Below are 21,215 nucleotides of genomic sequence, written 5' to 3' on the forward strand. Positions count from 1 at the left end.
AGAACTTTAAGGCGTGGGCCGCAAAGCCTGATAGGCCGCCGCCGTTACCGTGTTGGCGAGGTTGAGGCTGCGGATGTGCGGCGATCGCATCGGCAGGTGGAATTGCCGGTCCGCATGGGCCGCGCGGATGGCGGGCGGGATACCCTGCGTCTCGCTGCCGAAAACGAGATAAGCATCCTCCGGGTATTCCGCGTCGTAGAAGCTGGTCTCCCCATCCTCCTCGAACAGCAACAGCTGGTCGCCGCGCGGCTGCCGCTCGGCCAGGAACGCCGCCCAGTCCGCGAACTCTGCCAGCCGCACATGCTGCCAGTAATCCAGCCCGCTACGCCTCAGGTGCTTGTCCGACAGCGCGAAGCCCAGCGGATGGACCAGCACCAGCTCCATATCCAGCGCCACGCAGGTGCGCCCGATGGCCCCGGTATTGTGCGGGATTTCAGGCTGGACGAGGACGATGGCGGTCATGCTAATCCGTTGGACCTATATGCTATTTTCTGCCTTTTGATTGACAATTTTCTTGCTGGTCCAGACAAGGTTCTGGTCTATTTCAGGCAACATTTTGCGAGGGGCCGCACACATGCGCAGGGTATCGTTCTTTCTTTGTATTTCAGCTTTTAGCGCAGGCGCCGCATCAGCGGTTGCGCAAGAAGCTCCAGAAGAGCCCAAATGCGAATTGCACGTCTGGTCGGCGGAGAAATTCGACGACATTCCCCTTATCGTCGGGCAGCTCCATTTTGGACGGGGCCGCAGCGATGTACCCCAAGATTTCGAATCCATTGCGACTCCCGAATTGCAAATATCGGCAGTGATAGAGGCTGATCCGGTTACCGCACTCGGACTTCCACCTGACACAAAGGTAATACCTCACCTTACCTCGGAAGACCTGAATACTACCAACAAAAGGAAAGGTCGGCGCGAAGATTCCTCAAACCCGTGCTATTTCGAGCTACACATTCGCGATCATAAATTGATTCAAGATATTGTCTGGGGCGACCGCTTTCTAACCGGATTTGATTTTCGGTATTACACCGATAATGAAAAATGGACCTATCGCCACAAGGGTAAAGGAGGCAATAAATTAAAGCTATTCCCAATTGAGGAAGGAACCGACTTCGAAGACGTAGAGCAGAAGATCGCTACCGGAATCGCGGACAATTTTCTTGAATATGCGAAAAATGCCAAGCCAAGAATAAAACGCAAAATATCGTAAGCGTTCGACCTCGGATCAGAAAAGATCGGTGGCTTGCCGTGCGGCGGTGACTACCCCAATTTGTCCTTCAAAATCTGGTTCACGACAGCCGGGTTCGCCTTGCCCTGCATGGCCTTCATGGTCTGGCCGACGAAGAAGCCGAACAGCTTGTCCTTGCCCGCCTTGTACTGTTCCACCTTGTCGCCATTGGCGGCGATGATGTCGTCCACGGCGGCTTCGATGGCGCCAGTATCGCTGACCTGCTTCAGGCCTTCCGCCTCGGCGATTTCGGAGGGGTCGCGGCCGGTTTTCAGGACGATTTCGTAAATTTCCTTGGCCTGGCCGCCGGAAATCTCGCCCTTGTCCTGCATCGCCAGTATCTGCGCCTGCGCGGCGGCAGTGGCGTGGGCGGGGTTGGCTTCATCGCCCAGCGACTTCATCACGCCCGGCGCGACCGAGAGCGCCCAGTTGGCGACCTGCGTCGAGACCTTGGCTTCCGGCTTGCCGGTGGCCTTGGCTGTTTCCTCCAGCAGCTGCTCGAAACGGGCGAAGGTTTCCACTTCCGCCGTCAGTTCGCGCGCGTTGTAATCGGTCAGGCCCAGCTCGCCGGTGTAGCGGGCGCGCTTGGCGTCCGGCAATTCGGGCAGGCTGGCCTTGCAGTCGTCCACGAAGCTCTGCTCCAGAACCAGCGGCAGCAGGTCCGGATCGGGGAAGTAGCGGTAATCATGCGCGTCTTCCTTGCTGCGCATAGTCCGCGTCGTGCCGGTGCCGGGGTCGAACAGGCGCGTTTCCTGGTCCACGCTGCCGCCATCTTCCAGCACGCCGACCTGGCGGTTCGCCTCGTATTCGATGACCTGCATCACGAAGCGCACGGAATTGACGTTCTTCGTCTCGGTCCGCGTGCCCAGCTCCGTGTCGCCCACCTTGCGGACGGACACGTTGACGTCAGCGCGCATGGAGCCTTCTTCCATGTTCCCGTCGCAGCTGCCGACATAGCGCAGGATGCTGCGCAGCTTGCGGACATAGGCGCCCGCTTCGGCCGGGCTGGTCATGTCCGGGCGGCTGACGATTTCCATCAGCGCCACGCCGCTGCGGTTGAGGTCGACATAGGACATGGTGGGATGCTGGTCATGCATCAGCTTGCCCGCATCCTGCTCGATATGGATGCGCTCGATCCCGATGACCTTGTCTTGCGCGATGCCCGCCTTCTCGTCCGCGTCGATAGTCAGCGATCCCTCGCCCACGATCGGGTGGTAAAGCTGGCTGATCTGGTAGCCCTGCGGCAAGTCGGCGTAGAAGTAATTCTTGCGGTCGAAGCGCGACCACTTGTTGATCTGCGCATCGATGGCGAGGCCCGTGCGCACCGCCTGGCGGATGCATTCCTGGTTCGGCACGGGCAGCATGCCGGGCATGGCCGCATCCACCAGGCTGACATTGCTGTTCGGCTCCGCCCCGAAGGCGGTCGCAGCGCCGCTGAACAGCTTGGCCTGGCTGGTGACCTGGGCGTGGACTTCAAGGCCGATCACGACCTCCCATTCGCCGGTCGCGCCCTGGATGCGGTAGGTGGAATCGCTCATGTCAAATGTCTCTGTATGCGTGTTCGCAAGTGCCTGTCCGCGATAGCGCGGGGGGCGCACAATTCAAGCGTCAGCGGGCTTTCGGCGCGGCAGCAGGCGATTGCGGAGCGCCTTCGTCACCGGCAGTTCGAACAGCAGGTGGACCACCACGCCCGCCGCGCTGGCAGCCGCGAACAGCAGCACATGCGCGATCCCGTCCCCCAGCGGTGCGATGAAGCGCTGCAGCACGGCCAGCACGGGCACATGGACGAGGTAGATGGCATAGCTCGCCCCGCCCAGCAGGACGGCAAACTGCGGCACGCGCACGCGGTCCTCCACGCACAGCAGGCCGTACAGCGTCAGGCCGAAGGCAAGCCCACCAAGCGGGATCAGCAGGTTCCCCCAGCTGGTGTAATCGAGCGTGCCCGTGCGGCTCCAGCCGAAGACCACCCAGCTGGCCGAATAAGCGACTACCAGCACCAAGCCGAGCACCAGCGGCCACCAGCTGTCGACGCGGCGGCGCGCGGCCAGCAGCGCCACCAGCGCGCCGATCACGAAATCGAGCACGAAGCTGGACAGCACCATGGCGCCAACGCCTTCCACCGGATTGCCGCCCGCGATCATCGCCATCTGCCACAGCACCGCCAGCGTCCACGCGCCGAACAGGGCGAGGCCGGCCGTGCGATTGGCGATGGCGACACAGAAGGCGAGGTAGAACAGGATCTCGTGCCGCAGCGTCCACACCACATTGGGCACGGGCATGGCGGTGCTGGGATAAAGCAGCAGCGACGTCCCCGCCTCCGCCGCGCTTGGCATTTCGCCCATCAGCGTACGCAGCACGATCCAGCCGCCCACCACCAGCCACAGCAGCGGATACAGCCGGATGAAGCGCTTCAAGGCGTAAGGCCATGCCTTCGCCGTCTGTCCCACATCGGCGCGATGGACGTATGTGATGATAAAGCCGGACAGGACGAAGAAGAAGTCCACGCCGAATTGCAGCGGCCCGGTCCAGATGCTGGTGGCGAGGCCGTTGAAGCTGGCCGTTGCATTCACATGGAACGCCACCACCGCCAGCGCCGCGATGCCGCGCCCCATCTCCACCGTGCGCAGCTTGCCGGGATGGCCGGGCGGTGTTGGCGCGGAGCCGGCGGGTCTGGTTGTCGCAGCTGTCATGGTCGAGCGGAGCGATAGCCGCCTGTGTGCAGCGCGCGCAAGCTATGCCGCCACTTCGAACCATAACGATCCCGGCTCCGCATCGGGCCTTCGGGCGAGGCCGGGGAAGGCCGCTGCCGCCCGCTCGGGATGCGCGTGGTGCAGCCAGTTCAGCGCCAGCAGCACGCGGTAGCGCGGCGAATGGGCGAGCATGGTCTCCAGCAAATATTGCTCGTTCCAGAGGCGCCGCTCCTCGCGCAGCCAGCGTTCCGGGTAATCGCGCGGTGTGAAAACGTCATGCACATGCACCACCACGCCCTTCGCCAGGCGCGGGATGATCCGCTGGTATTCGGTCAGCACGTCGCCGAAAGGCCGGATGACATGGCTGGAGTCGATGAACAGCATATCGCCCGCCTGAAGGCTGTCGAAGATGCCGCGGTCCACGTCCTCGACCCGTTCGCGCACGACATTCACGCCCAGCTCTTCCAGCCAGCGCATCTCATAAGGCTCTATGCAGGTGTGATCGCAGCGATAGGCATCGTCGGTGCGGGCGGCATGGGCGATGGCGGCAGCGGCCATGCGGGTGGAAAAGCCGCTGCCGATCTCCACCAGCCGGCGCGGCTTCAGCGTGCGGATCATGGCATAAAGCGCGTCCGCATCCCCCTCCCCGAAATTGCCATTGCCGTAATGGAAGGCGAGGCCGGGCTGCGGCGCGGCGGCGAATTGCGACAGCTCTTCGGCGTAATCGAACCGCTCCAGCAGGGCGAGCTGGCCCGCCTCGTCCAGGTCCAGCCCCGGCAGGTCGCGCGGCTGCGTGACATCGGCAGGCAGGTCCGCATCGGCATATGTTGGGTGGTAGTAATGCGTGGAGCGAAGCTGCACCCGCGCCCGGTCGGCCGCTTTCTGGAGCGCAGGGAAATCCGCAGGACGGCGGCACGCCGCACGCAGCAATGGCGCAATGAGCCGGACCAGCAGGGCGAGGAAGAGGTCGGCCAGCCGGTCCGTAAGGCTGCGCTTGCCTACCACCACTTCTCCGGCTGGGCGGTGAACCCGGCGCGCTGTTCGATGGCTAGGGCTGCGTTCAGCACGCCCTGTTCGTCCATCTGCTGGCCGATTAGATGGAGGCCCAAGGGCAGACCGTCCGCGTCCTGTCCGCCCGGCACGCTCATGGCCGGGAGACCGGCCAGCGAAGCGGGCACGGCGAAGACGTCGTTCAGATACATGGCCAGCGGATCGTCGCTCTTGTCGCCAAGCGCGAAGGCGGCGGTGGGCGTGGTAGGGGTGAGCACCACGTCGCAATCGTGCCACGCCTCGGCAAAGTCGCGCTGCACCAGCGTGCGCACCTTCATCGCCTGGGTGTAGTATGCGTCGTAGAAACCGGCGCTGAGCACATAGGTGCCGATCAGGATGCGGCGCTTCACCTCTTCCCCGAAGCCATCGGCGCGGGTGGCGGCGTACATGTCCTGCAAGTTCGCGCCTTCGGGCAGGTCGCGCAGGCCGTATCGCACGCCGTCATAGCGGGCGAGGTTGCTGGAGGCTTCGGCAGGAGCGACGATATAATAGGCGGGCAGCGCATACTTGGTGTGCGGCAGGGAGATGTCGACGATCTGTGCGCCCGCATCGCGCAGCATGTCCGCGCCCTTGTCCCACAGGTCCAGGATGGCCTGGTCCGTGCCCTCCATCCGGTATTCCCTGGGGATGCCGACCCGCTTGCCCTTCAGGTCTGCGTCCAGCGCAGCCGACCAGTCCGGCACGGGCGCATCGAGGCTGGTGGAATCCTTCGCATCGAAGCCTGCCATGGCTTCCAGCATGATGGCGCAATCTTCCACGCTGCGGGCCATGGGGCCTGCCTGATCGAGGCTGCTGGCAAAGGCCACCGTGCCCCAACGCGAACAGCGGCCATAAGTCGGCTTGATGCCGCAGATGCCGGTGAAGGCGGCGGGCTGGCGGATGGAGCCGCCCGTATCCGTGCCCGTGGCGGCAGCGGCAATGCGCGCGGCCACGCTGGCGCTGGAACCGCCGGAGGAACCGCCCGGTGCCAGCTTGGCATTGTCACCCCGTGCGCGGCGCCAGGGGTTGGCGACATTGCCGAAATGGCTCGTCTCGTTGCTGGAGCCCATGGCGAATTCGTCGAGGTTCAGCTTGCCCAGCATCACGGCGCCTTCGGACCACAGATTGTGGCTGACGGTGCTTTCGTACTGCGGGGTGAAGCCTTCGAGGATGTGGCTGGCCGCCGTGGTCTGCACGCCGCGCGTGGCGAACAAATCCTTCATGCCGATCGGCACGCCGGCCATGCGGCCAAGGTCCTTGCCCGCCTCGCGGTCCGCATCCACGAGGTCGGCGGCCTGCAGCGCGATTTCGGGCGTGGTGACGATGAAGGCGTTGAGAGCCTCGTTGGCGGCCGCGACCGCATCGTTATGTGCCTCCGCCACTTCACGCGCGGTGAAGTCGCCGGCTTTCACGCCATCGCGGATGGCCTTTACGCCGAGATTGGTGAGTTCTGTCATCTTATGAGTCCCAGCGAAGGCTGGGACCTCGTCCCGCTTGCGCTTCGTCAGATTGAAGGAGACCCCGGCCTGCGCCGGGGATAACGTGCATGGTCACGCAGGTTGCGCGTGCGATCACTCGATCACCTTGGGCACGCCGTAGAAGCCGTGTTCCGCCGCAGGCGCATTCGCCAGCACCTTTTCGCGCACATTGCCGCCGGTCAGCGGGTCGGCGTCGATCACGTCCTCACGCAGGCGCAGGGCTTGCGGGATGACGGCGGTCATCGGTTCTACCTGGGCAGTGTCCACCTCGGCCAGCGTTTCCACCCAGTCGAGGATGTTGTTCAGTTCGGGGACCATGCGGTCCAGCTCCGCATCGTCCATCGCGATGCGCGCCAGGCCGGCAATCTTGGCCACTTCTTCACGGGTCACAGACATGGCGCAAAGCGTTAGCCGCAGCGGCGCGCGCCATCAAGCGACGAAACGGGTGAGCGGGCCTTCTCCCTGCGCCTGCTGCAGCACATGCAGGCGGGCCATTTCGGCAAGCTCGCGCCCCTGGTCCCAGTCCATGATACCCATGCCGGGGATCAGGGGGATTTCCAGCACGGCATCGTCGGGCGAATCCATCTCCTTCACCAGCATCCGGCTGGCCACCACCATCGAATTGGACATGGTCTCCACGATGGAGGGGATCTTCTTCTCCGGCTTGCGGCGCAGCAGCAGGTCGCGCAGCAGGGCCCCTGGCCCGCGCACGTCGGAATATTCCGCATCCACGCGCCATTCCGCCGTGGGATCGCCCAGCGCGGCGATGATGTTGGGCCCGGTCTTCAGCTGGCGTATCACGCGCACCGGGATATTGTCCAGCACGCCGCCATCCACCAGGATATTGCCATCGGCATCGATGAAGGGCGGCAGGATCGTGGGCAGCGATCCGGACGCGCGCACGCATTCCCACAGCGGGCCGGAGCGGTGGATGTGCAGCGAATTGGTGGAAAGGTTGGTCGATATGCCAAAGAATAAATGCGGCTGGTCCGCGATGTCCTTGCTCCCGTAGCGTGTGGAAAGCTCGTGATCGAAGGTCCGGTGGTCCAGCAGCGCGTGGACCGGGATGGTCAGGCGCTTCATGGCCTTGGCCTCGATGAACATCGCCTCCATCTGGTCGAGCACTTCGGCCACGCTCAGGCCCTGCGCGATGGCACCGCCCATTGCCGCGCCCGCGCTGGTCCCGCCGATGAAATCATAGGGAATGCCGGCTTCCTGCAGGCCCTTGATCACGCCAAGATGCGCCGCACCCAGTGCGCCGCCGCCCGCCAGCACCAGGCCCACGGCATTGCCGGTCAGGAAGCGGCCGACCTTTGCAAAATCTTCGTCCCGGTCCAGCGCCACGTGGTGGTGGAGTTTCGCAGCCCGTGCATCGATCCATGCGCGCGAACCCGTGATCTCCACCGAGGCCGCATCGCGTAGCAGCAACAGCGTGCGGTCTTCCGGTTCGATCCAGTCCATCGCCGCCGTCTCCAGCGCGCTGGGCTGCGGGGAGGCGGCATGCGGGGTCGCCACCATCAGCAGCGCATCGGCATTGCGGCACACCGCACGGCCCCATTCCTCTGCGCCCGAGGCATCGGCGAGGACATAAGCACCCTCGTGCTCGCGCTCCGCCAGCCAGCCGAGGTAATCGCCCGGCGCGCTGCCTTCGCTGGCCATGGTCGCGACGCCCGGACCAGACGGTTCGGCCTTGCGGATGGCATCGGCCAGGCGGTCCAGCAGCCCATCCGGCATTTTGCTGTCCCCGGCAGGCAGCACGGCGATGACGCGCGGCACGGTCTTGACCACCGCACCGCTGCGCGCCGTGGCCGCGACCAGCCGCTGCGAGACGAGGCGCAGCATCACATGGGTCAGCGCAGGGTGATCGGCGCTGATCCGCTCGAAATCCTCGCGCGTGATTTCCAGCACCTGCGTGTCGCGCATGGCGAAGACATCCGCTGTGCGCTTGCCATCCGCGAAGAAGGCGAGCTCGCCCACCACTTCGCCCGCTTCGATATGCGCCACGGTGACGCCGGCCGCATTGGCCACGCGCAGGCGGCCGCTGAGGACGAATTGCAGCGTGGTCGCGTCATTGCCGCGCTCTATCAGCCGGTCCCCGCCGGAAAGGTCGCGCGGCTGGGCCGCGGTTTCCAGCGCAGAGAGCGCATCATGCGGCACGCCTTCGAACAGGGAAAAATGCTTCAGACTGGATTCGCTCACCGATTGCCCCCTTCGGTATTCTGTCATTCGCGCGGTTGTGACCGTCAGTCCGGCAGCGGCCGCCCGAGCGGCTTCCCGTCGACGAAGATATAGCGCTTCTGCACGTCGCGGATTTCGACCGTGGAATCGCGCGTGACAGAGCCACCGCGCGCACCGCCCTCCACTTCGATGGCCGTCTCTTCCACGGCGAGCTCGGCCTCTATTTCGGCATCGCCCGAAGGATCGAAACGCATGATTTCGTAATTGCTGCCGGATATGACGGCGACGCGCTGCTTGCCATCCTCCCCGACGCCCAGGTCGAGGCCGACGCAGAATTCCTCGCACTGCCAGCGGTTATATCGCACGCGCTCGATCACCTTGGCGCGCAGCTGCGGGTTTTCCGGCTGCATGCGCAGGTCGATATCCTCCGCCGCGCGCCGGTTGCGCAGGCGGCCCCATGGCCTCTCATCCTGGTCCAGCGCTTCCTGCGCCAGCGTGGCAATCTCGCCGCCTTCAGCCTTGAGGCGCTCCAGACCGCGCCGCCCCGCCGCGCCGAAGTCCCAGCGCAAGGCGGTAAAATCGAACTCCTCCACCGAGACAGCGCCCGATTGCAGCCGCGAAATCTGGTTGGCGGTCGCGATGCTGCCGAAGTTCAGGATCGGCAGGGCGAGGAACAGCGCCAGCGCGCTGGCGCCCACGGCGAGGTTGAAATTGGCGCCGCGCAGCTGGCCGCTCCACCCGGCCATCCGCCCGCGCGCGATGCCAACCCAATAGGCGAGGCCATAAGCCGTAGCGACCGCGATGGCGACCAGCGCCCAGATCCGTTCCGGCGCAAGACCGTGCTGGTCCACGCGAATGCCCATGGAAATAGCGGCGAAGACGGAAAGCGGGAAGATTGCCAGCGACAGGATGACCGCGCTGGCCTGCATCACCGCATTGCTGCTGCGCGCGGCATCGTCGTCCCGGATGACGGCATTGGCCAGCACGAAGCTGCCAACCGCGCAGGCCAGCAGCAGCGGCGTGGCGGAATCCGTGGCATCCCACAGCGCCTGCCCGCCACTGAGCAGGAAGGCGGCGCTGAAGGCGATCATGGCGAGCGCAAAAGGCACGGCCAGCAGGCTGAGCACCAGCATCACGACGCCCTGCAATGTCCCGATGATGCTCAACTGGTTGCGCAGCACGCCCAGCGCTGCCCCGAAGGCCGCGCCGCTGAACATCCAGCCGAACCAGCCTTCCCGCGTCAGCAGTTCGAGGAAGTCGATCCCGATCAGGTCGAACAGCGATGCCAGCAGGTACAGCACCAGCCAGGACAGGCCGGTAAAGGCCAGCGCGCCGGCTGCCGTGATGGCATCGCTCCACACGTGCCAGTGAGTCGCCTTGTAATCCGTGCGGAAGCGCAGGCGGTGGAAGCCTGCCTGGAACAGCGGCAGGGCCAGCAGGCTGAAGAACACGCCCGCGGCCACGGCATATTCCTCGTCCGCCACGCGGTCGCCCTGGTCCACCGCGTGGTAGCTGAGGCCAGCCATGACGAGGCCAATAACCAGAGCGAAGATGGCGGGCGCGACCAGGTCGTCCTCGTCCAGGGTGAAGGCGGCGCCAATGGCCGTGAAGAAGGTGAATGTGGCCAGCGCCACGCGCAGCGGCGTTTCGCTGCCTGCACCATCCGTCAGCAGGTGAATCAGCAGCCCGGCAATGGCCAGCAGGCCTGCCAGCAACCAGGGCCGCAGGCTCCAGTCATTGGCGTAGGGCGCATCGCCCGCCGCAGCGTCCAGTGTTTCGGTTTCGCCTGCGTCGGTCATGTGCGCCCTCCCAGAAGTGGTCCTTATTCGGTGGCCGGAGCCTCCGGCGCCGCGCCGCCAGCCGGTGCGCCTTCTGCGCCTTCAGCGCCCTCAGGCGGGGCCATCATCTGCTGCAGGGCCATCACGCGCTGCTGGAAATCGGCCATCGGCATGAAGTCCACCAGCGTCACTTCGAACGTCAGGTCGGAATTGGGCGGGATGGCCACTTCGCCGGTCTGCGGATTGGTGCTGCCTTCGGCGCCATACGCGAGGTCGGACGGGATCGTGCACTCATACGTGCCGCCCTTCTGCATCTGGGTGACGCATTCCACGAAGCCGGGGATCATGCCTTCCAGCGGAAGCGGAACGCCCTCTTCCGGCAGCAGGCCGCCGGTCGGGATCGGCAGCTTCTCGCCGCGGTCGAATTCGCTGCCGTCTTCCAGCTTGCCGACATATTTGATGAAGACCACGTCTTCCGCCGTCGGGCTGGCACCTTCGCCAGCCGTGATCGTGTCCACCGACACGCCCTTGGGCGCCACGGCCCAGGCGATCCCGGCCGAAACCAGCACGACCAGCAGCACGCCGAGCCACAGTTTTGCGAGCGAGCCCTTTTCGATGGGCTGCAAGGGTACGCGGGTGACTTCGGCCATGGAAAACGGATCCTGAAAACTGGCGGCACAGGGATGCGCCGGGGGGAAAAAGCAAAGGGGCGCGAAGGAATGTCCCCCGCGCCCCTTTGGCTTATCGTTGCGAAAGGTTCAAGCGAATCACTTGATACCGTCACGCTCCATCCGCTTGCGCTCCATCTTGCGGGCGCGGCGTACAGCAGCAGCCTTTTCACGGGCGCGCTTCTCGGACGGCTTTTCGTAATGGCGGCGCAGCTTCATTTCGCGATACACCCCCTCGCGCTGCAGCTTCTTCTTGAGCGCGCGCAGGGCCTGCTCGACATTGTTATCGCGAACCATGATCTGCATAAACTTAAGCCACCTAATCCTTTCAGCGTCCGGCAAGAGCGGTCAGAGCCCGCGAGAGATCGGCGCGGGTTGCACCAGCCGGTAAACAAACGAAAAAAGCGCCGAATCCGTTCCGGACCGGCCCTTCACAGCGCGCCATGTATGCGAAACAGCGATGCGATGCAAGGATTTGCGCGCCTTTACCCTTCCACGCGGGGCCCCGCCCCTTTAAGGGCGGATGCATGGACACCCCCTCCCCCATAACGGCCAGCATGAACGTGGCGCTTGGCGGCGCGATCGGCGCCGTGCTGCGTTACCAACTGGGCCGCGTGATGACGCAGTGGCTTGGCCCTGACGCCGTCACCGCCTTTCCCTTCGCCACGCTGGCGGCCAACACCATCGGCAGCCTGCTGATGGGCGTGCTGGCCGGCGTGCTGGTCAAGAACGGGGGCGAGGCACAATGGAGCGAGCAGCTGCGCCTGTTCGTGGGCGTGGGCCTGCTGGGCGGCTTCACCACCTTTTCCGCCTTCAGCCTGGAAATGGTCCTGCTGATAGAGCGGGGCAATTTCCTGTTCGCCGCGCTTTACGTGATGCTGTCCGTCGCGCTGGGCATTGTCGGGCTGTTCGTCGGCCTCAACTTCGTGCGGCTGTTCAACTGATGGCGGACGAGGTCAGGCAATTCACCGTCGAACAGGACGATGACGGCATCCGGGTGGACCGCTGGTTCAAGCGGCACCTGCCGCAGATAGGCTTCGGCATGGTGGGCAAGTGGGCCCGCACCGGGCAGCTGCGCGTGGATGGCAAGCGTGTGAAGCCCGACGCCCGGCTGGAGGCAGGCCAGGTCCTGCGTGTGCCGCCCGCAGGCGACGCACCGCGCGGCCCGCGCCGGGTGCGCGAGCTTTCGGACGAAGACCGCGAACTGGCGCGCGAGATCCTGATCAGCCGCACGAAGGCCGCGCTGGTGCTGAACAAGCCGCCGGGCCTGGCCACGCAGGGCGGCACGAAGACATCGCGCCATATCGACGGGCTGCTGGACGCCTATGCCGATGCGGAAGATCCCCGCCCGCGGCTGGTCCACCGGCTGGACAAGGACACGTCCGGCCTGCTGCTGGTCGCCCGCAGTCCCGGCAGCGCGGCGTTCTTTTCCAAGCGCTTCTCCACCCGCGATGCGAAGAAGGTCTACTGGGCCCTGATCACCGGCGTGCCGGACGTGATGGAGGGCACGATCGAGGCGCCGCTGGCCAAGCAGCCCGGCACGGGCGGCGAGAAGATGCATGTCGACCACGAAAACGGCCAGCGCGCCGTGACGCGCTACCGCGTGATCGAACGCGCCGGCAACCGCGCCGCATGGGTGGAGATGATGCCGCTGACCGGGCGCACGCACCAGCTGCGCGTCCACATGACCGCCATCGGCCACCCAATCGTGGGAGACGGGAAATATGGCGGACAGGATGCCTTCCTGACCGGCAGCATCAGCCGCAAGATGCACCTGCACGCCCGGCGGCTGGTGATCGAGGCGCCCGGCGGCGAGACGCTGGACGAGATCGCCAATCTGCCGGAACACTTTGCCGCGAGCATGGAGCAGCTGGGTTTCGACCCCTCCCGCTCCGATGCCGAGCCGCTCGAATTCGGCCGCCCGGCCCGCACCCCTGCGGAAAAGAAGCAGGCGGCCAAGCGCCACGCCAAGCAGGTCCGCAAGGAACGCCGCGGCGAGCGCAAGCAGCGCGGCGAGGTGAAGAAGGACAAGCCCCCGCGCGGCAAGCTGGGCAAAAAGTCCGCCCCCGGCGCGAAGCGAAAGGGCCCTGCGCCCAAAACCTCTCGAGGCCCGGCGAAGGGCGGCCCGGCGAAGGGCGCCGGAGCCAGGGGTCCGCGCCGGTGACCACGCGCCTTGCCGTATTCGATTGCGACGGCACTCTGGTGGACGGGCAGGCGGCGGTCTGTACCGCCATGGCCCGCGCTTTCGACGCGGCCGGTGTGCCGCAGCCCGATAGTCACGCCGTGCGGCGGATCGTCGGCCTCAGCCTGCCGCAGGCGGTGATGAAGCTCGCCCCGGACCTGCCATCTGCGCAACGCGGCGATGTGGTGGAGGCTTACAAGACCGCGTTTCGCGAGGCGCGGATGGACGGGTCTTTGCGCGAGCCGCTTTATCCCGGGATCCGCGAGTTGGTGGAGGCGCTGAAGGCGCATGGCTGGGCGCTGGCGGTGGCAACCGGCAAGTCCGATCGCGGACTGGAGGCCACGCTGGCAACGCACCGCCTGTCGGGCCATTTCACCAGCCTCCACACCGCCAGCCGCCACCCGTCGAAACCATACCCCGCCATGCTGGAGGCATGCATGGAGGACGAGGCCGCCGCGCCCGCCGCCACGGTGATGATCGGCGACACCACCTATGATATCATGATGGCCCGGCATGCAGGCGTGCGCGCCATCGGGGTGGCCTGGGGCTATCACGCGCCGGAAGAACTGCTGTCCGCCGGGGCCGAAGCCGTGGCCCGCGACAGCGCCCATTTGCAGGAGCTGATCCTTGGCTGATCCAGACAACGCCCCCCGGCCAACCCCGGCTTACGAAACCGCAGCGGCACTGGCGAAGCGGCGTTATTTCACGATGCAGGCGGTGCGGCTTGTGGGCATCGCGGCGATCCTGACTGGCATTTACCTGCGTCAGGCGGCAGGCATGGACATCGCGGTTCCGCTGCTGCTGGTGCTGGCAGGCGGCGCATTGTTCATCGTGATCCCGCGCATGCTGGCGCGCCGCTGGCGCAGCCCGAAGGCATGAAGCGCTTCTGGAAGGACGTGACTGTCCGGCAGTCCGAGGGCTGCTGGCAGTTGGCGCTGGACGAGCGGGTCCTGAAAACGCAGGGCGGCCACGCGCTGCTGCTGCCCACGCAGGCGCTGGCAGAGGCGCTGGCGCAGGAATGGCGCGATCAGGGTGAGGTGGTGGACCCGCACGGTTTCGTGCTTCGCGACCTGGCCGATTACGCCATCGACTGTGTCGGGCAGGACCGCGATGCCAGCATCGCTCGCCTGCTGCCCTACGCCCAGACCGACACGCTGTGTTACCGCGCCGATCCCGGCAGCGCGCATTTGGCCCGGCAGGAAGAGCTGTGGGAGCCGCTGCTGCAGGCCTGCGAGGCGCGGCTGGACTGCCGCTTCGAACGCGTGAGCGGGATCATCCATTCCGCCCAGCCCGCCGCGACAATGACCGCGCTTGAGACGGAGCTGAAGCGATACTCGCAGTGGGAGCTGGCTTCGCTGGAAACCACCGTGCCGATGGCCGCATCGCTGGTGACAGGGCTGGCCGCGCTGGATGCGGGCGCGGATGCCGATGCGCTGTTCGCCGCCGCCAATGCGGAGGAAGACTGGCAGGCAGAGCTGTGGGGCAAGGATGCCGAGGCCGAAGCTGCACGGGCAGCGCGGCTGGGCGCGTTCAGGCAGGCTGTGCGCTTCGCCTCGCTGGCGCAGCGCTAGGCCGCTATCAGCCGACCCATTCCGCCACTTCGTCCGCCACCTTGTTGGCCGCGCGGTTCAGCGCGTCGCCCACCGGGCCGGCAAGGGGGGCGATACCGGTCTCGCTTGCTTCGAAACGGCGGGTTGTCACCGTACCGTCCTGCGCGCGCAGCGTAGCATCGAAACGCACCGTCACCGTGCCGGTATCGGCGTCATAACCCATTTCGGACAGCGTGCCCGACAGCTTCGTCCCGGCGGTGTAGCCAAGATCGCCGTCCACGATCATGCGCGTGCCCTTGCTGCGGATCGTTTCGCTGATCAGCCGCTGGAACAGGCGCGCGGGCTTTTCCACCCAGATGGCATCCTGCAGGTACGCCAGCGAGCTGTCCGTCACATAGACCGGTACCCGCGTCACGTTCAGGCGCTGCGGCGTGTCGAAGGGTACGACCGACAGGGCATTCTGCAAGTCACCTTGCGAGCCCGTGCCTTCCGCTGCCAGCCGGTCCGGCGTCAGGGTCAGCAGGCTTTCGGGCGGATCCTCGCCGAAGCTGATGCAGCCCGAGAGGCCGAGCAGCGCCAGCGCCATCGCAGCGCCGCGGATTGCAGGAAAGCGAATGGGATGGGCCATAATCGTCCTCAAGGTTCGTAATCCGGCAGCGGCGGGGAGCCGACCAGGCCGCCGATACCCTGCTCGTCAGCCTTTTCGGTCAGATTGCGCAGGGCGGAACTGGTGCGGCGCAGGTCAACCATGGTCGCCTCCAGCGCAGGCAGTGTGGAAGTGCGGAATTCCTGCATCGCGGGCTGCGCCTCGCTCAACGTCTTCTCCAGCTCGCCCGCGGCCTGCCGTGCGGAGGCCAGCGTGGTGCGCAGCTCCGCCGCCAGCGCGGGGCCTTCCTGGTTAAGCAGATTGTCCGCCGAACCCAGCGTGCCTTCGAACTGGGCCAGCGCGCCTTCGGCCTGCGCCAGCGTCGCTTCCAGCTGTGCCAGCGTCTCGCGCATCTGCGGCCCGCTGTCCGCCACTTCGCCCAGCGTGCGGTCGGCGTTGGCCAGCACGCCTTCCAGCGAACGCTGGTTCTGCGGCGAGAGGAAATTCGTCAGCCGGTCCGTCAGTGTCGTCAGGCTGTCCAGCAGTTGCGGCGCGCCTGCCAGGATCGCGCCGATACCGCCTGCCTTGGGCCGGATTTCCGGCACTCCGTCACGGCCCATCGCCACGATCGCGGGCGCTCCAGCTCGGGCGCCGTCCAGCTGTATGGTGGAAACGCCCGTAAAACTGCCCAGCACGGTGGCGGTGGTGCCTTGCAGGATCGGCACGTTCGGCTGCACGCTGATGCGGACCTGCACGAATTGCGGGTCCTTCTCCCACAGGTTCATCCGCTCCACCTTGCCCACGGGAACGCCGGCGAAAGTCACTTGGCTGCCGGTGGCAAGGCCTTCCACGGCCTGCGGGAAGAAGATGTCGTATTCCTTTCGGTCCTGCGCGCCCCAGCCGACGATCCAGACGATCGCCGCGGCGAGGCCCGCCAGCAGCAGCAGGGTGACGACCCCGACCCAGAGATGATTGGCCCGTGTTTCCATTGCCTTGCCCCTATGCCCCGCCAGCCCGGGTGCTGTCTATGCCGGTGTCCGCCGCATCTGCCCGTGGATTTGCCCGCGAATGGCTGTCCATCGCGGCCCGGCTGCGCGGTCCGTTGAAATACTCCTGGATCCACGGGTGGTCCATTTCCAGCAGTTCGGGGATCGTGCCGACTGCGATCACCTGCCTGTCCGCCAGCACCGCCACGCGGTCGCAGATGGCGTAAAGCGAATCCAGGTCATGCGTGATCAGGAACACCGTCAGCCCCATCGTGTCCGCCATTTCGCGCGTCAGTTCATCGAACTTGGCAGCGCCGATGGGGTCGAGCCCGGCGGTCGGTTCGTCCAGGAACAGCAGTTCCGGGTCCAGCGCCAGCGCGCGGGCCAGGCCGGCGCGCTTCTTCATGCCGCCGGACAGCTCGCTGGGATATTTGTTCACCGCCTCTTCCGGCAGGCCGGAGAGCTGCACCTTGTAGCGGGCAATCTCTCGCATCAGTTCCGGCGAGAGTTCGGGATAGAACTGCTTGAGCGGGACCATCACGTTCTCGCCCACGGTCAGGGTGGAGAACAGCGCACCGCCCTGGAACAGCACGCCCCAGCGGCTGCGCACGCCGATTTCCTCGTCCGGTTCGGCGGCGATGATGTCGCGCCCGAACACCTCGATGCAGCCTTCCTGCGGACGCTGAAGGCCGATGATGCTCCGCATCAGCACGGACTTGCCCGTGCCCGATCCGCCCACCACGCCCAGGATTTCCCCCCGCCGCACGTCCAGCGCAAGGTCGTCATGCACGGTCTGCGTTCCGAAGCGATTGGTCAGGCCCGAAATCCGGATCGGGTATTCCCCTACGAACCGGTCGTGCATTTCCTCATTCGTCTCGGACTCGATGTCCTCGATCAGGTCTTCCAGGTCTTCCGGATCCATCGTGCTCATGCCCAGCCGATCTCCGTGAAGAAGACCGCGAAGAAAGCATCGAGCACGATCACCATGAAGATGCCGAACACCACTGCCTTGGTGGTGCGAAGGCCGACATCCTCGGCATTCCCCTTCACCTGCATGCCCTGGTAACAGCCGGTCATGGCCACGATCAGGCCAAAGACGGGTGCCTTTATCAGGCCCACCCACAGATCGTAGGGCGGGACCACTTCCTGGATGCGCTGCAGGAAGTTCAGGAAGGGTATGCCGAGCGTCAGGTCAGCCACAAAGGCCCCGCCGACGATGGCCACGACCGATGAGAAGAAGCCCAGCAGCGGCATCATGATCACCGCTGCCATGACACGCGGGAAGATCAGCTTCTCGGTGGGAGAGACGCCGATGGTGCGCATGGCGTCCACCTCCTCCGTCAGCTGCATCGTGCCGATCTGCGCGGCGAATGCGGAGCCGGACCGGCCCGCCACCATGATCGCCGTCATCAGCACGCCAAGTTCGCGCAGCACCAGCCGCCCTGTCAGGTTGATGGTGTAGATTTCCGCGCCGAACTGCCGCAGCTGCGCAGCGCCCTGCTGCGCCACCACGATGCCGATCAGAAAGCTCATGAGCCCGATGATGCCCAGCGAGCTGACGCCCACCAGTTCCAGCTGGCGGACCAGCGCCTTGCCGGGAAACCGCTTCGGCCGGCGGATCATCCGCCCGATGGCGAACAGCAATGCGCCCAGGAAGCTGACCATCTGCTTCGCGCCCTTGGCGAAGCCCATCACCGTTTCGCCCACCCCTTCCGGGACGCGGACGAGGAGGTTGTCGCGAGGCGGCTTTACATCGACATCGGTGGCGGTTTCACCGATCGCCTCCAGCAGGACCTTGGCCTCGTCGCTTGCCCCTTCCACGGCGCAATCGTTGCGGCGGCAGAAGCGCAGCACCAGCCACGCGCCGACGGTGTCGATTTCCCGCACGGAGGAGAGGTCGATGCGCGAAACATCCGCGTCCAGCTGGCGCAATTGCGGGTCCAGCACGCCGATGGTGGACACCAGCATGGGGCCCTTCAGGACCAGCGTATTGCCACCCCCGTTACCGCCATCCTGCAATTCATAGCTGGCCCAGTCCCGCATGCTGTTGGCTATGCTGGCAAATCCGCCCGCTGGCAAGCGCGCTGCCCCGCATTTGCCGGGGCAATAGCGTGTTGCGCAGGCCGCGGCGCGCTGGCAAGGCTGCCCGCGACATGAGCACCGAACTCCCCAAGACATTCGACTTCGCCAATATCGAGGCGCGCTGGTATTCCCATTGGGAAGAAACCGGCCTTTTCCGGCCCGAGCGCAGCGATGCGCAGCCCTATACGATCGTGAACCCGCCGCCGAATGTGACGGGCAACCTTCACATCGGGCACGCGCTGGACAACACGCTGCAGGATATCGTGATCCGGTACGAGCGGATGCGCGGCAAGGATGCGCTGTGGGTGGTGGGCACGGACCATGCCGGCATCGCCACGCAGATGGTAGTGGAACGCCAGATGGGCGAGCGGGGCGAGAAGCGCACCGATTTCTCGCGCGAGCAGTTCGTGGAGAAAGTCTGGGATTGGAAAGAGGAATCCGGCGGCAACATCACCCGCCAGCTGCGCCGCCTGGGCTGTTCGATGGACTGGAGCCGCGAACAGTTCACGATGGACGATCACTTCACGCGCGCCGTGCTGAAGACCTTCGTGCAGCTGCACCGCGATGGCCTGATCTACCGCGACAAGCGGCTGGTGAACTGGGACCCGGCGCTGAAGACCGCCATTTCCGACCTGGAAGTGGAAACGCGCGAGACCAAGGGCGGCTTCTGGCGCTTCCGCTATCCGCTTGCCGATGGCGTCACGCTGGATAGCGGCGAGGGCCATATCGAGGTTGCGACGACGCGCCCCGAAACCATGCTGGCCGACATGGCCGTGGCCGTGCACCCGACCGACGAGCGCTATGCCAGCGTGATCGGCAAGGACATCCTGCTACCCATCACCTGCCGCCGCGTGAAGGTGGTGGCGGACGAGCATGCCGATCCGGAACTGGGCAGCGGCGCGGTGAAAATCACGCCGGGCCATGACTTCAACGACTTCGACGTGGGCAAGCGTGCCGGCATCGCGGCGGGCGACATGCTCAACATGTTCGATGCCGATGCTGCCGTGGTGCAGGTGGCCGACGGGCTGATCCCCGCCGAATTCGTGGGACTGGACCGTTTCGCCGCGCGCGACCTGGTGGTGGAGCGCATGAAGCAGGACGGCTTCCTGGTGCCGCATGTCACCAAGGATAAAGACGGCGAGGAAGTGGAAGCGGATTTCGAGCCGCGCACCATCCAGACCCCCTATGGCGACCGCGGCGGCGTGGTGATCGAACCGTGGCTGACCGACCAGTGGTATGTGAATGCCGCAGAACTCGCCAAAGCCCCGATGCAGGCCGTGCGCGACGGGGATATCGAGATCGTCCCCGCGACCTGGGAGAAGACCTTCTTCAACTGGATGGAGAACATCCAACCTTGGTGCGTCAGCCGCCAGCTCTGGTGGGGCCACCGCATCCCGGCCTGGTATGGCCCTGGCGGTGAGGTCTTCGTGGCGGAGACCGAGGAAGAAGCGCAGGCGCTGGCCGGTGACGGCGTTGCCCTGACGCGCGACGAGGACGTGCTGGATACATGGTTCTCCTCCGCCCTGTGGCCTTTCGCCACGCTCGGCTGGCCGGACGAGACGGATCTTGTCCGGAAACACTATCCCAATGACCTGCTGATCAGCGGATTCGACATCCTGTTCTTCTGGGATGCGCGCATGATGATGATGGGCCGCCATCTGACGGGCCAGAACCCCTGGCCGCGGCTGTACCTGCACGGGCTGGTGCGCGCGCCGGACGGGCAGAAGATGTCCAAGTCCAAGGGCAATGTGGTCGATCCGCTCGGCCTGGTGGACAAATATGGCGCGGATGCGCTGCGTTTCTTCATGGCGGCGATGGAAAGCCAGGGCCGCGACATCAAGATGGATGAGCGCCGGGTGGAGGGCTATCGCAACTTCGCCACCAAGCTGTGGAACGCGGCGCGCTTCTGCCAGTCCAACGGTATCGGCGCCTCCAACACGCTGAAGGCCCCGGCAGCAAGGCTGGCCGCCAACCAGTGGATCATCGGCGAAGTCCAGCAGACGGTGGAGGGTTTGGAAAAGGCGCTGGCCGACCTGCGCTTCGATGCGGCGGCCAACACCATCTATCACTTCGTGTGGGACCGGTTCTGCGACTGGTACCTGGAACTGATCAAGCCGGTGCTGAACGGCGATGCGGACAGCGATGCCGCGGTCGAAACGCGCGCCGTTGCCGGATGGGCGCTCGACCAGATCCTGGTCATGCTGCACCCCTTCATGCCCTTCGTGACCGAAGAGCTGTGGCATGCACAGGGCGAGCGTTCCTACGAGCTGATCGTGGCGAAATGGCCGGAGCCTCGCGCCGAGGTCTCGCAGCAGGCCGTGGCGGCGATCGACTGGGTCATCGCGCTCACCACCGCCACGCGTGCTGCCCGCAACGAGCTTGGCATTTCCCCCGGCGCAAAGCTGGCAGCCTATTGCCCCGCCCCGTCCGACCTTGCGAAATCCGTGGTGGAGCGCAGCAGCGCCGCCATCGAGCGGCTTGCGCGCCTGACGCCCGTCCACTTCGCCGATGCACCCGCAGGCGCGGCCATGCAGGTGACGGCGGGTGAGGACGTGTTCATCGTCCCGCTGGACGGCGTGATCGACGTGGATGCGGAGCGTGAACGGCTTACCAAGGCCATGGCGCTCAGCCGCAAGGAAGCGGCCAGCCTCGCCGGGCGACTAAGCAATGCCAATTTCGTCGAACGCGCCAAGCCCGAAGCCGTGGAAAAGGCCCGCGCCGATCACGCCCATCACGAGGCGGAAGTGGCCCGTCTGGAAGCGGCGCTGGCGCGGCTGGGTTAA

At 65.6% G+C, this 21,215-nt stretch carries 21 protein-coding genes; 7 read left to right on the forward strand and 14 right to left on the reverse strand.

The genetic code is table 11. From position 1 onward, the window contains the following. Positions 1-6: 6 nt before the first annotated feature. A complete protein-coding gene (locus A6F65_RS11460; protein ID WP_067788933.1) occupies positions 7-462 on the reverse strand; it encodes a tRNA (cytidine(34)-2'-O)-methyltransferase in 456 nt (151 codons plus the stop codon). Between the two features lie 112 nt (positions 463-574). Here A6F65_RS11460 and A6F65_RS12965 point away from each other — a divergent pair, with 112 nt between their 5' ends. After that, complete coding sequence (locus tag A6F65_RS12965) at positions 575-1,207, forward strand: hypothetical protein (protein WP_157093129.1); 633 nt, start codon at positions 575-577, stop codon at positions 1,205-1,207. Positions 1,208-1,257: 50 nt separating this feature from the next. Here the strand turns inward: A6F65_RS12965 and gatB are convergent, their stop codons facing one another. The 9 genes from gatB to rpsU form a co-directional block, all read right to left on the reverse strand. Next, the gene (gene gatB / locus A6F65_RS11470; protein WP_067788942.1) at positions 1,258-2,763 is read right to left on the reverse strand and encodes an Asp-tRNA(Asn)/Glu-tRNA(Gln) amidotransferase subunit GatB; all 1,506 of its coding nucleotides are present in this window, start codon (positions 2,761-2,763) and stop codon (positions 1,258-1,260) included. A 63-nt stretch (positions 2,764-2,826) separates the two neighbouring features. Next, entirely contained in the window at positions 2,827-3,915 is a 1,089-nt protein-coding gene (locus A6F65_RS11475) for an acyltransferase family protein (RefSeq protein WP_067788944.1), read from the reverse strand. A 42-nt stretch (positions 3,916-3,957) separates the two neighbouring features. Beyond that, complete coding sequence (locus A6F65_RS11480) at positions 3,958-4,920, reverse strand: class I SAM-dependent methyltransferase (protein ID WP_157093130.1); 963 nt, start codon at positions 4,918-4,920, stop codon at positions 3,958-3,960. After that, positions 4,914-6,401, reverse strand: a complete 1,488-nt coding sequence (gatA, locus tag A6F65_RS11485; protein WP_067788950.1) for an Asp-tRNA(Asn)/Glu-tRNA(Gln) amidotransferase subunit GatA — start codon at positions 6,399-6,401, stop codon at positions 4,914-4,916. Before gatA ends, A6F65_RS11480 begins: the two co-directional genes overlap by 7 nt. Positions 6,402-6,515: 114 nt before the next feature. Further along, positions 6,516-6,818: an Asp-tRNA(Asn)/Glu-tRNA(Gln) amidotransferase subunit GatC gene (gatC, locus tag A6F65_RS11490; RefSeq protein ID WP_067788953.1), complete on the reverse strand. Its 303-nt coding sequence runs from the start codon at positions 6,816-6,818 to the stop codon at positions 6,516-6,518. Positions 6,819-6,851: 33 nt separating this feature from the next. Continuing rightward, positions 6,852-8,621, reverse strand: coding sequence for a patatin-like phospholipase family protein (locus tag A6F65_RS11495; protein ID WP_067788958.1), 1,770 nt, complete (start codon positions 8,619-8,621; stop codon positions 6,852-6,854). A 44-nt stretch (positions 8,622-8,665) separates the two neighbouring features. Next, a complete protein-coding gene (locus A6F65_RS11500; RefSeq protein ID WP_067788961.1) occupies positions 8,666-10,399 on the reverse strand; it encodes a DUF4153 domain-containing protein in 1,734 nt (577 codons plus the stop codon). Between the two features lie 23 nt (positions 10,400-10,422). After that, complete coding sequence (locus A6F65_RS11505) at positions 10,423-11,028, reverse strand: FKBP-type peptidyl-prolyl cis-trans isomerase (RefSeq protein WP_067788964.1); 606 nt, start codon at positions 11,026-11,028, stop codon at positions 10,423-10,425. Positions 11,029-11,145: 117 nt separating this feature from the next. Further along, on the reverse strand, positions 11,146-11,352 hold the full coding sequence (rpsU, locus tag A6F65_RS11510) for a 30S ribosomal protein S21 (RefSeq protein WP_067788969.1): 207 nt from the start codon (positions 11,350-11,352) through the stop codon (positions 11,146-11,148). A 221-nt stretch (positions 11,353-11,573) separates the two neighbouring features. On the opposite strand from rpsU, the gene crcB reads away from it, so the two are divergent. The 5 genes from crcB to A6F65_RS11530 are packed head-to-tail and all read left to right on the forward strand — an operon-like array spanning position 11,574 to position 14,799. Beyond that, positions 11,574-11,990, forward strand: a complete 417-nt coding sequence (crcB, locus tag A6F65_RS12970; protein ID WP_067788975.1) for a fluoride efflux transporter CrcB — start codon at positions 11,574-11,576, stop codon at positions 11,988-11,990. After that, the gene (locus tag A6F65_RS11520; RefSeq protein ID WP_067788978.1) at positions 11,990-13,210 is read left to right on the forward strand and encodes an RluA family pseudouridine synthase; all 1,221 of its coding nucleotides are present in this window, start codon (positions 11,990-11,992) and stop codon (positions 13,208-13,210) included. Before crcB ends, A6F65_RS11520 begins: the two co-directional genes overlap by 1 nt. Then, entirely contained in the window at positions 13,207-13,863 is a 657-nt protein-coding gene (locus A6F65_RS11525; RefSeq protein ID WP_067788983.1) for an HAD-IA family hydrolase, read from the forward strand. The genes A6F65_RS11520 and A6F65_RS11525 overlap by 4 nt, the downstream gene beginning before the upstream one ends. Then, positions 13,856-14,107 (forward strand): hypothetical protein, encoded by a 252-nt coding sequence (locus tag A6F65_RS12975; protein ID WP_157093131.1) that lies wholly within the window; start codon positions 13,856-13,858, stop codon positions 14,105-14,107. Before A6F65_RS11525 ends, A6F65_RS12975 begins: the two co-directional genes overlap by 8 nt. Then, complete coding sequence (locus A6F65_RS11530) at positions 14,104-14,799, forward strand: ATP12 family protein (protein WP_067788986.1); 696 nt, start codon at positions 14,104-14,106, stop codon at positions 14,797-14,799. The genes A6F65_RS12975 and A6F65_RS11530 overlap by 4 nt, the downstream gene beginning before the upstream one ends. Before the next feature lie 7 nt (positions 14,800-14,806). Here A6F65_RS11530 and A6F65_RS11535 read toward each other — a convergent pair whose 3' ends face one another. The 4 genes from A6F65_RS11535 to A6F65_RS11550 form a co-directional block, all read right to left on the reverse strand. Further along, positions 14,807-15,406, reverse strand: coding sequence for an ABC-type transport auxiliary lipoprotein family protein (locus A6F65_RS11535; RefSeq protein WP_067788989.1), 600 nt, complete (start codon positions 15,404-15,406; stop codon positions 14,807-14,809). An 8-nt stretch (positions 15,407-15,414) separates the two neighbouring features. Beyond that, positions 15,415-16,353, reverse strand: a complete 939-nt coding sequence (locus tag A6F65_RS11540) for an MlaD family protein (protein ID WP_067788992.1) — start codon at positions 16,351-16,353, stop codon at positions 15,415-15,417. Positions 16,354-16,363: 10 nt separating this feature from the next. Further along, entirely contained in the window at positions 16,364-17,212 is an 849-nt protein-coding gene (locus A6F65_RS11545; protein ID WP_067790603.1) for an ABC transporter ATP-binding protein, read from the reverse strand. A 65-nt stretch (positions 17,213-17,277) separates the two neighbouring features. Then, positions 17,278-18,393 (reverse strand): ABC transporter permease, encoded by a 1,116-nt coding sequence (locus tag A6F65_RS11550; protein WP_067788994.1) that lies wholly within the window; start codon positions 18,391-18,393, stop codon positions 17,278-17,280. Positions 18,394-18,503: 110 nt separating this feature from the next. Between A6F65_RS11550 and A6F65_RS11555 the strand changes: the two genes are divergently transcribed. Further along, complete coding sequence (locus A6F65_RS11555) at positions 18,504-21,215, forward strand: valine--tRNA ligase (protein WP_067790606.1); 2,712 nt, start codon at positions 18,504-18,506, stop codon at positions 21,213-21,215.

Origin of the sequence: Paraurantiacibacter namhicola (assembly GCF_001687545.1) — a bacterium.
Lineage (GTDB): Bacteria > Pseudomonadota > Alphaproteobacteria > Sphingomonadales > Sphingomonadaceae > Paraurantiacibacter > Paraurantiacibacter namhicola.

Excerpts from the sequence above, each read along its gene's own strand:
- A6F65_RS11460 (WP_067788933.1), bottom strand. The coding sequence starts at position 462 with ATGACCGCCATCGTCCTCGTCCAGCCTGAAATCCCGCACAATACCGGG.
- crcB (WP_067788975.1), top strand. The coding sequence starts at position 11,574 with ATGGACACCCCCTCCCCCATAACGGCCAGCATGAACGTGGCGCTTGGC.
- A6F65_RS11500 (WP_067788961.1), bottom strand. The coding sequence starts at position 10,399 with ATGACCGACGCAGGCGAAACCGAAACACTGGACGCTGCGGCGGGCGAT.
- A6F65_RS11535 (WP_067788989.1), bottom strand. The coding sequence starts at position 15,406 with ATGGCCCATCCCATTCGCTTTCCTGCAATCCGCGGCGCTGCGATGGCG.
- A6F65_RS11550 (WP_067788994.1), bottom strand. The coding sequence starts at position 18,393 with ATGCGGGACTGGGCCAGCTATGAATTGCAGGATGGCGGTAACGGGGGT.
- A6F65_RS11530 (WP_067788986.1), top strand. The coding sequence starts at position 14,104 with ATGAAGCGCTTCTGGAAGGACGTGACTGTCCGGCAGTCCGAGGGCTGC.
- A6F65_RS11555 (WP_067790606.1), top strand. The coding sequence starts at position 18,504 with ATGAGCACCGAACTCCCCAAGACATTCGACTTCGCCAATATCGAGGCG.
- A6F65_RS11520 (WP_067788978.1), top strand. The coding sequence starts at position 11,990 with ATGGCGGACGAGGTCAGGCAATTCACCGTCGAACAGGACGATGACGGC.
- gatB (WP_067788942.1), bottom strand. The coding sequence starts at position 2,763 with ATGAGCGATTCCACCTACCGCATCCAGGGCGCGACCGGCGAATGGGAG.
- A6F65_RS12965 (WP_157093129.1), top strand. The coding sequence starts at position 575 with ATGCGCAGGGTATCGTTCTTTCTTTGTATTTCAGCTTTTAGCGCAGGC.
- rpsU (WP_067788969.1), bottom strand. The coding sequence starts at position 11,352 with ATGCAGATCATGGTTCGCGATAACAATGTCGAGCAGGCCCTGCGCGCG.
- gatA (WP_067788950.1), bottom strand. The coding sequence starts at position 6,401 with ATGACAGAACTCACCAATCTCGGCGTAAAGGCCATCCGCGATGGCGTG.
- A6F65_RS11540 (WP_067788992.1), bottom strand. The coding sequence starts at position 16,353 with ATGGAAACACGGGCCAATCATCTCTGGGTCGGGGTCGTCACCCTGCTG.
- A6F65_RS11475 (WP_067788944.1), bottom strand. The coding sequence starts at position 3,915 with ATGACAGCTGCGACAACCAGACCCGCCGGCTCCGCGCCAACACCGCCC.
- gatC (WP_067788953.1), bottom strand. The coding sequence starts at position 6,818 with ATGTCTGTGACCCGTGAAGAAGTGGCCAAGATTGCCGGCCTGGCGCGC.
- A6F65_RS11545 (WP_067790603.1), bottom strand. The coding sequence starts at position 17,212 with ATGCACGACCGGTTCGTAGGGGAATACCCGATCCGGATTTCGGGCCTG.
- A6F65_RS11505 (WP_067788964.1), bottom strand. The coding sequence starts at position 11,028 with ATGGCCGAAGTCACCCGCGTACCCTTGCAGCCCATCGAAAAGGGCTCG.